Here is a 9,119-nt window from a genome sequence, read left to right as displayed (position 1 = left end):
TCCACCCGGGCTACTCCCACGGAGACCTGGTCACCGGTGTCTTCGGCGCCTTCGGCGTGATGCTTGCCCTCCACGAGCGGAACACCTCCGGACTGGGACAGATGATCGACCTGCCCCTCTATGAGGGCCTGTTCAGGATGATCGATTGGCAGGTGCCCTTCCTCGACGTACTGGGCATAGATTCCACCCGTGCAGGGGCATCATTCCCGTTTGCCGGCGGCTTCATCACAGAAATCCTGCCCACGATCGACGGCAAGTTCGTGGTCGTATCCGCGGCCACCGGAAAACACGTCGGCAACGTCGTGGACTTCCTCCAGGAAGGCGGGCACCTTAAGGTCCAAGGCGAGGGCGACATCCCCGTCTCAGTGATCAAGGACGCCCTCGGCGCCTGGCTCGGAACACAAAACTCCGACGAAGCCGTCGCGAGCCTGAAATCCGTCGGAGTAATCGCGGAAAAGGTCAGCAAACCCAGCGACATCACCAAAGACCCCCACATCGCCGCCCGACACAACCTCGTCCCCGTCGAAAGCGAAGAATACGGAAAATTCACCGTACCCGCCCCCGTACCCCGCCTCTCCCGAACCCCCGGCCAAGTCCGCTCACTCGGCCCAAAACTCGGAGCCCACAACCAACAACTCCACGCACCCACCACCAAAATCAACGTTAGCCCCGATACTTTGTCGGCGTTGTCGTTGGGGGTCGTAGAGGCGGGCTGAAGTGGTTGCCGCTCCCGGGAAAAGATTCGGGCAAGTCGGAGCCAGATGCCACAGCGGTGAGTAGGCATGCGGCAGATGTTGGTTGCCGGCGGGTGGTCCGTCAGCGAAGATGTCGAGGCCTTGGTGACCTTAGGCTCCGTGCGCTCGGGCCGTGCTTGGCTCGGTCTGCTCGCGGTGGCGATGGGCGTCGTTGGGATGCCCGCCGGCCGTGTTCAGCCTGCGCGGTGGACGTACCTGACCGACGCCGAGCCGGTGGAATGCCGCGCCCGTGCCCTGTCTACGCTGGGCGGCGTGAGCCGTCAGCGCGCTCATCCGTCCGTTGATCGGTGCGGCGGCCATGGCATTCGGGGGCATCAGCGGTGCGTACTGGGTGGGCGTGGCAGGCATGACCGCTGCCGCCGTGCCCGCCGTGAGGGTCACCCGACCTGGCGCGACGGACGGTTCCTCCGCCACGGCCGGTTCAGAGCCCACCTTGCGCGGCGTGGCCGCCGCCTCGCACACGGGTGTTTTCCTGGCTGCCGGAATCGGCCTTCTGGTGATGAGCACCGGCGCCCAGCGCGCCTCCCGGCAGGTGGTGATTCCGCGCAGGTGGTGATTCCACTATGGGCCGACCACGTGGGCCTCGACCCGCCCCAGATTTCGCTGGTGCACCCGCTCTCCGGGGGCGAGCGACATGCTGGTCTTCTATCTCGCAGGCAAGGTGATGGACCGGCGCGGCCACATCAGTTCCCGGCCTAGTGATGACGCCGGGCCCCGACTTCTCGCCCGACCGCGGCCGCGGGCAGTTCCTGGGCCTCTGGCGGTTAACGGCGGACGCCGGATCCACCCGCGGTTCTGTCCTCCTCCGCGGTGAGAGCCGCGGCTTGCCTCGGCGGTGGTGTGATGGCCACAGGGATGCTGGGTTCGCAGCGGCACGCGTGTTCGCCGTCGTGCTCCCAAGACCTAAGAACCGCCCTTAAGTACCGTCGCAACTACTGGCGCACGCCCGCCCTCAACATTTCGATGACAAAGTTGGGAATATTGATATCGGCGCGAAGACCAGTGACAGATTCGGGCGGAATGCATGGTTACCCTGACCCGACGATTCGCCCGCCACTTATGACTCGCCGCTTGAGTACCTGGTTCTCGGGCTTCATGAGGGCGGCTAATGAGGTCTATTTGTGGCAGGCGGCTTGAGTAATGCTCGGGGATCATGGGCCCATAACAAATGATCATTTGCAGACCTCGGACTTTATACCAGAGCATGGTGCAATGCCTTGTGATGCGAGTCACCGGTATGAATGTCGCTAGTCGTTACTCGTTGGACGTTGAATAGCCAGCTTCCAACTCGATTTCCACAGGAGCTCAATGGCGATGTCATCCCACGCTGGTTTACACCTAGGCGCATCAGCTTTTCAAGTCCACCCAGTTTGAGTTCCTCGACCCCAATGGGCGTTCGCGAACGTCCAATAAGTCAGCTGCGTACGTGCTTCGAGGTCGAAGTAATTCGTGCCATTCGTCCCCAATTTATCGCATTTCTCCGTAGCGGAGTTTTCTCACTGTAAACCGCAAAGTTTAGGACATCGTAATGAACACAAATCCCGTTATGGAAGATCTGGACGTAAAACGGCCGCCCCGCCTTCCCATGAGCAAAAACGCGCGGCGCGCGGCTGTCTCCGGTTTCATCGGAAGCACACTGGAGTATTACGATTTCTTCATCTACGCCTCCGCTTCCGCGTTGATCTTCGGAACCTTGTTCTTCCCAGCAGAGAACGCTTCAACACTCCTTTCGGTTAGTACCCTGGGGGTGGCGTACATTGCTCGTCCTCTCGGCGCTACACTCTGGGGACATTTGGGCGACAAGATCGGCCGGCGCAACACCCTCGTTGCATGCCTTGGTCTCATGGGGACGGCAACATTCCTGATCGGTTGCCTGCCCACTTACGATCAGATCGGCATCGCTGCACCAGTTATTCTTGTTGCGCTGCGCTTGATGCAGGGCCTTTCGGCGGGCGGTGAGTCGCCCGGGTCAGCCTCGATGTCGATGGAGCATGCTCCAGACAACCGTCGTGCGTTCACCGTCAGCTTCACGATCAGCGGAGTCATGTTCGGAGTCGTTCTGGCAACTGTGGTGTTCATCCCCGTGGCCATGCTTCCCGACGAGGCCCTGTTCAGCTGGGGCTGGCGCGTACCCTTCCTGATCAGCATTCTGCTCACTGGGGTCGCCTTTTGGGTTCGCCGCCGGCTCCCCGAGCCGGAGGTCTTCGAGGAGGCAAAGGCATCCAGCCAGGTCGCGCCCATTCCGGCGGTTGACCTGTTCCGCTACCACTGGCACACCGTCGTACGTCTTATCCTCAGCGCCACGTTCACGATCTTGAACACCATGCTCAATGTGTTTGGCCTCGCCTACGCTGTCGAGCACGGGATCGAGCGCGGGACGGTACTTTTTGCAATAGCCGCTGCCAACTTGGCCGCCGTGTTTACTCAACCACTGTTCGGCCTACTTTCCGATCGGATTGGCCGCAAGCCGGTATTCATTACAGGCGTGATTGGCGGCGGCGCAATGATGTTCGCGTTCTTCCATGCGATCGATGCCGGGAACATCGTTCTGATGTTCACCAGTAGCATCGTGCTCATTGGTATCTTCTACGCCATGCCGAACGCCGCCTTCATGGCGGCGTTTCCGGAACAGTTCCCCCCGAATGTCCGCTATAGCGGCATGGCAATCAGCCTCAGCGTTGGCCAACTTACTGCCGGGTTCGGACCGGCAATCGCTGTCGCTATGATTGCCGGCGATACGGCGAACTGGCAGCCGGTCGCGTGGATGTGTCTCGGATTCGGCATCTTGGCCGCAATCGCTTTTATGACCTGCGCAGAGACTCATAAAGTTCCCACTCACAAGCTGGGACTCCGAAAAGAATAGTTGCGCTGCAGTGGCGCTGAACGGTTGATAACTTCCCTGGCCTAGGCCTCGATTGCTGCGGGTGCACTTGATACTCGGGTATCAAGTGCACCCGTTTCGCGCTTAAAGCAGCCCGCTCACCCTCTCGTCGCTGTACTCGACATCGTTCGTGACGTTGCCGCCCGTTCCGCGCTTTGATGGCATGGGCGACGGGGCCCGGACAACAATACGTCCGAGCCCATGGGGCCGAAGGCACCGCAGAGCTTGGCAGCATGTGCTTGAGTGCTAGATGGCATTGGCGGTCAGCGCAAGAGCCGATGGCCGTTCATTCTTCCCGTACAGTATGTGGCTCCGGGCGCACGTCTGAATGTCCTTATTTTGCGAGGAGACCCAGTGGCCTCACCGGCGATCTACGTAGCTGGTTCCGCCACGTTTGGTGGGCTGGCATCAAGTAGCCCGCGGGCGTAGCGTCTTCGGTAGGCGATGAGCTAGATGACTCCAGCGCAGCCGTTGAAGTCAATCCATTGAAGGAGCCGGGATGGCTGGATGGAATGCTGACACTGCTGCCGGGCCCGTGGGGGCGGGCTCAGTCACCTTGGTCGAGGGATCATCCTTTTGCATCTCATCAGCCAATGGTGACATCTCCCCGGAATATCCCCATGGGCTGTTCGTCGACGACGCCCGTGTTCTCTCCCGCTGGAACTTAACCGTCAATGGGGCGCCATTGGAGCCGCTCGCGGCGAAGGCAAGGGAGCCGTACCGCGGCCTGTTTGTCGGACGCGTGCCGCGCGCCGACGGGTATGCCGACAGCCCGCTGATCATTGAACGCCTACGGGAGGTGGGGGCTGGATTACTGGAACTGATTACCATTCGGAATTACTCGCCTGGTGCTGTCGAGTGCTTGCTTGCTCTCCAGGTTGAGGCAGACTTCGCGGATCTTTTCGAAGTGAAGGAAGCACGGATACAGCGGCGTTGGGAAGAGTCCCGTGAACTGACAAAGAGTTCACTCACCATTCGGGCGGCGTGGCAGGACATTCGGAAAGGCGTTTCGGTGTCGGCTAAGGGAGCCGACATAGCCGCTGACGGCCTGATTTATCGGATCAGCGTCCCTCCAAACGGAGAGTGGAGTGCGACCATAACCGCGGTGCCCCTCTCAGACGGCAGCGGCCCTAGGGGCCGCTTTGTTCGCCCCAAGGAGGGAGAAATGTCTCCTCGCGACCGGCGCCGTCAGGAGTGGGTATCCAAGATTCCCGTCCTACACATCGGTAATCCTTCGATCGAACGGACACTGCGGCGCAGCTATGACGACCTCGGTGCACTTCGCATTGAGGACCCCGGCCACCCGGAGCGGGTGGTAGTGGCTGCCGGCGCCCCATGGTTCATGACCCTTTTCGGGCGCGACTCGCTATGGGCCTCGCTCATGGCACTCCCGGTAGATCCGTCCCTCGCCTTCGGAACCATCCAGACCCTCGCGGACCGCCAAGGGAGCGTTGTGGATGAGATGAGCGAAGAGGAACCGGGCAAGATCCTGCACGAAGTGAGGTTCGACGTCTCCAGCGGACTGGCGCTGGGCGGCAAATCTACCTACTTCGGCAGCGTCGATGCCACCCCGCTGTTTGTGGCCCTCTTCGGCGAAGTCAGCCGCTGGGGATTCGCCGCAGAAACCATCTCGGCCCTGCTGCCACACGTTGATCGCGCACTGGACTGGATCCGCGACTACGGCGACAAGGACGGCGACGGCTTCGTTGAGTACGCGCGGCTCAACGATCGCGGACTAATCAACCAGGGCTGGAAGGACTCTTGGGACGGCATCAACTTTGCCGACGGCAGGATGGCTGAGCCACCGATCGCACTGTGCGAGGTGCAGGGCTACATCTACAGCGCGTATCTGGCCCGCTCCTGGATAGCCTACGACGCCGGCGATATGGACCTGTCGGCTGAGTACCGGGACCTCGCGGCGCAGCTAAAGAGACAGTTCAACGAGCAGTTCTGGCTGCCCGACCGCGGCTACTATGCTGTCGCCCTGGACGGCCGCAAGCGGCCGGTCGATGCCTGCGCGTCCAACATGGGGCAATGCTTGATGTTCGGGATCGTCGACGACGACAAGGCTCCACTTATTGTCGAAAGACTCATGTCCCCGGAAATGTTCAGCGGCTGGGGCATACGAACCTTGGCAAGCGACATGGCCGCCTACAACCCCGCGAGCTACCACAATGGATCAGTTTGGCCGCATGACAATGCGATCATCGCTAACGGACTCGTGCGATACGGGTTCATAGAGCAGGCGCAGCGGATCTCGACAGCCCTGTTTGAAGCCGCTGAGTACTCGGAAGGGCGGTTGCCCGAATTGTTCTGTGGCTTCAGCCGGGAGCACTACGACGAACCCGTTCCCTATCCCACGGCATGCTCACCGCAGGCCTGGGCCGCGACCACGCCAATCCAGCTCGTGAAGAACCTGATGGGCTACTACGCCGACGTTGCCCGCGGCGGCCTCTGGATGGATCCAGCGCTCCCGGAATCCTACGGCGACCTGCACATCACCAACGCCCCCATGGCGGACAGCCGGATCACCATCGACATCTCCGGATCCACCGCGACAGTGCAGGGACTACCCAAAGGCATGCTGTTTCACCACGGAATCCGACCGAGAGCTGCCGACCTGGCACAACGGCGTGAAAAGTCTAGTGGGGCTTAGCGAGGGTGCGTTCCTCCTCGCCGAGTTCCAAGGGTCCAAGACAGGAGAAAATCACACCACCACACCGCCGGCGCTACCGGGGGGCTGGGCGAAGTGTCATGGTCATGCAGGTTTCTATTCTTTCGGCCATGAAATGTCCGAAGGAGGCGAAACCCATGACGCTCGTGGAGTCCGATCCTGCAGCTTCCCCCGTAGGCTGCGGCTCGGTCAAGGCAGCACGCCCAGCCGCGGCTAGGACAGCGGACCTTCGTGGCATAGCGCGGAATGAAGAGGACGCAACAGACATTGTGCGTTGGCGTGGCTACGGCATTCCTTGGAGGGTGCATCAGAGTGAACGAAAAGAGGGTGTGGACAGTGTCCACACCCTGCGCTTCGGATTCGGTTGTACCGGCATCGGACCGGGCCGTACTGGGGATGTTTTCGGGAAAGTGGCGGATTTTCAGGGGGGGAGGCTGGTTCGAGTCCCACCTCGGGCACGTGTTTTCCCTGTTCAGGGGCTTTTTAGCCTCTGAGTGTGCACATTTTGTTCACTTGTGGGCCCCTGCGGGGGCCTTTTTCATTGCTGGCCGGTGCTGTGGCCGGTGGCCTCCTTGCCTTCCTGGAGGGACGGGTTGTTGTTCGTTAGCAGTTCATGGACGTTTAGGGCTCGGCCAACATGACCTGTGAAAAATTCCGTGCGAGCTTCTTTATCGGTTTGCTGGGTGTTCCCCTGGGTCCTCCTTAGCGGCTGCTGGTGGCTTTTCTTCTTCATGGTGGGTGCGGGGGAGGACGACGTGACTTGCGCTCGACCGGTAGGGAATCGGTGTCGCCGGCGCCCACAGGCTGTCCGATACTGCCCGACAAGACAGCGTTGCCCTGCGTTGTAGCCCATGATGCTCACCGTCCTTCTTCCATGGATCGACGGTCTTTCCGTCGATAGCTGTTCATGGCTGCCGCCGGAGTCGACTACATGACGCTGTGGATTCTTTGCCGCGGTGTCCCGAAGCGCTGTGCCTGCTGCCTGGCTGGTCTCTCATGGTTGTTCATTGCCAGCCTGTTGGGTGACTGCATGACCGAATGATGAGCCGCCGAAGCACCTGAGCCGGCAGGAAGCCACAATCTGACAGCCCCTGTCGCCCCGTCGACAGGGAACGAGCCAGACGTGTCAGGTAGCGATTCAAACGTTTCTTGGCTCAGTGCCAGTAATAGATGAAGCGAACCAATTCCGACGCCTTGGGCGCTTCGACCTGACGTCAGGTCGGGGTGTGCTCCAAATCCACATGTCCTCGTCCAACAATAAGCAAGCTGAGCACGAACAGTTTGAAATCAATGTGCACGTGTACCAGGCACTTAGAGGGCGAGTGGTCACCGCTCGGACGGCGGCTGCATCGCCGGAGGTGAGGAATTCGTGTTCAGGGTCGTGTCAGGTTCGGTGGCGGGTCGGGGAGGCGCGAAGCGAAACGGCTCAATCCTGTACGCCGGATTGCTACGCCCGTTGAGTCCGTCGTCCCGCAGGGATCCGCGGTGAATTGCGGTGGCTAGCAAAAGAGTTGCAATGCCTGTCGCCGTGGCCATGAGCAGCCCCATCGGGATGGGGGTGCCTGCGCCGCCAAGGCCAGATAGTGGAGTGGCTGCGGCGCCGAAGATGAACTGGGTGAACCCCAGCCCCGCCGCGCCGCTGCCGGAAACATGCCGGACTGCCTCGAGAGCGAGGGCAGTCAAGTTCCCCTGAATGAAGCCCATGGTGCTGACTGTGAGCCAGATCGGCAAGGCAAGGAACCAGCGGGGGACGGGGAGGACCGCGATTATGAGGACCAACACGCTGAACCCAAGTGCGGCCGGTACTGCGATCTTCACGATTCGGAGCGGCCCTACTGAACGGGCGAGACGCGAAGCAATGTACGCCGAGGAGATCATCCCCGCCGCATTGATTCCGAACGCTATTCCATACTGAAGGGCAGTGAATCCCATGACCTCCTGGTACACGAAGCTCGACGCGGAAACGTACCCGATCATGGCTGCGAACGTCGTGGCGAAGAGTAGGACGAACAGACGATACCTTGGCACGTCAATCACTTGGCCGAGCCCGCCGATGAGGCTTGCGGTACGCCTCGCTTCGGCCGGCCGCGTCTCACGGAGGACCAGGGCGACCGCGCCCATCATGATTACGAAGAGCCCGGCGAGGGCCCACATGAGGCCTCGCCAGCCGATTGGCCCCTCCAGGAGGGCCCCGATGGAAGGGGCAAGGACCGGCGCGGCCCCTCCGATTGTCCCCATGAGGCTCATCATCCGGGCGGTCTCTGGACCACGGGTGAGATCCATGAGGATGGCCTGACCGATGACGAGACCGGCTGCGGCTCCGAGTCCCTGCGCAAGGCGAGCTGCTATCAGCACCTCGATCGAAGGGGCGAGGGCGGCGATCACCGATGCCCCGATTGTGAGGACGTTGCCGAACAGGAGCGGAACGATCCGGCCGCAGCGGTCGGAAAGCGCTCCGAAGCACAGCTGGCCGCAGGCCAGGCCGAGGAAGAATCCTGTGAGCGTGAGCTGCACTTCGGACGCGGTCGCACGGTAGTCCCCCTGCACCCGCGGGAACGCGGGAATGTAGATATCCGTGGACATTGGCGCAGCCGTCTGGAGGAAGGCGAGCACGAGCAGCGACCCCGTGCTGAGGCTGAATGCTCGATTCGCGGCGGGCGGAGGCATGACGGCGGTCCTTTCGTCGGTCAGGGGGTGAGCGGGCGCGTCGGTGCGGACCGGCCTGGCAATGCGGGAGCTCTCCTGCCGGGGAGAGCCTCAGCACTAGGGCTTTCTTTGAAAACTAAATCGGCGGTTGGCCGGGCGAAAT

Annotated in this window: 5 protein-coding genes; 4 read left to right on the top strand and 1 reads right to left on the bottom strand. The window is 61.5% G+C overall.

Annotated features, from left to right (window positions below; genetic code table 11):
- The 4 genes from AC57BR_RS09415 to AC57BR_RS09400 all read left to right on the top strand — a co-directional run.
- A partial coding sequence (locus AC57BR_RS09415) for a CoA transferase (protein WP_496359823.1) occupies positions 1 to 716 on the top strand: 716 nt, incomplete at its 5' end.
- A 337-nt stretch (positions 717 to 1,053) separates the two neighbouring features.
- Positions 1,054 to 1,311, top strand: coding sequence for a hypothetical protein (locus AC57BR_RS09410; protein ID WP_496359821.1), 258 nt, complete (start codon positions 1,054 to 1,056; stop codon positions 1,309 to 1,311).
- Positions 1,312 to 2,283: 972 nt separating this feature from the next.
- On the top strand, positions 2,284 to 3,618 hold the full coding sequence (locus AC57BR_RS09405) for an MFS transporter (RefSeq protein ID WP_496359819.1): 1,335 nt from the start codon (positions 2,284 to 2,286) through the stop codon (positions 3,616 to 3,618).
- A gap of 517 nt (positions 3,619 to 4,135) precedes the next feature.
- The gene (locus AC57BR_RS09400; protein WP_496359817.1) at positions 4,136 to 6,292 is read left to right on the top strand and encodes an amylo-alpha-1,6-glucosidase; all 2,157 of its coding nucleotides are present in this window, start codon (positions 4,136 to 4,138) and stop codon (positions 6,290 to 6,292) included.
- 1,344 nt (positions 6,293 to 7,636) lie between these two features.
- Here AC57BR_RS09400 and AC57BR_RS09395 read toward each other — a convergent pair.
- Complete coding sequence (locus AC57BR_RS09395) at positions 7,637 to 8,977, bottom strand: multidrug effflux MFS transporter (RefSeq protein WP_496359815.1); 1,341 nt, start codon at positions 8,975 to 8,977, stop codon at positions 7,637 to 7,639.
- Positions 8,978 to 9,119: the final 142 nt, after the last annotated feature.

The sequence above is a fragment of the Arthrobacter sp. BGA-UO-ETr-C19 genome, assembly GCF_059568005.1.
Note: the sequence above shows the minus strand (reverse complement) of the source record. Positions and strands in the feature narration are given on the sequence as shown.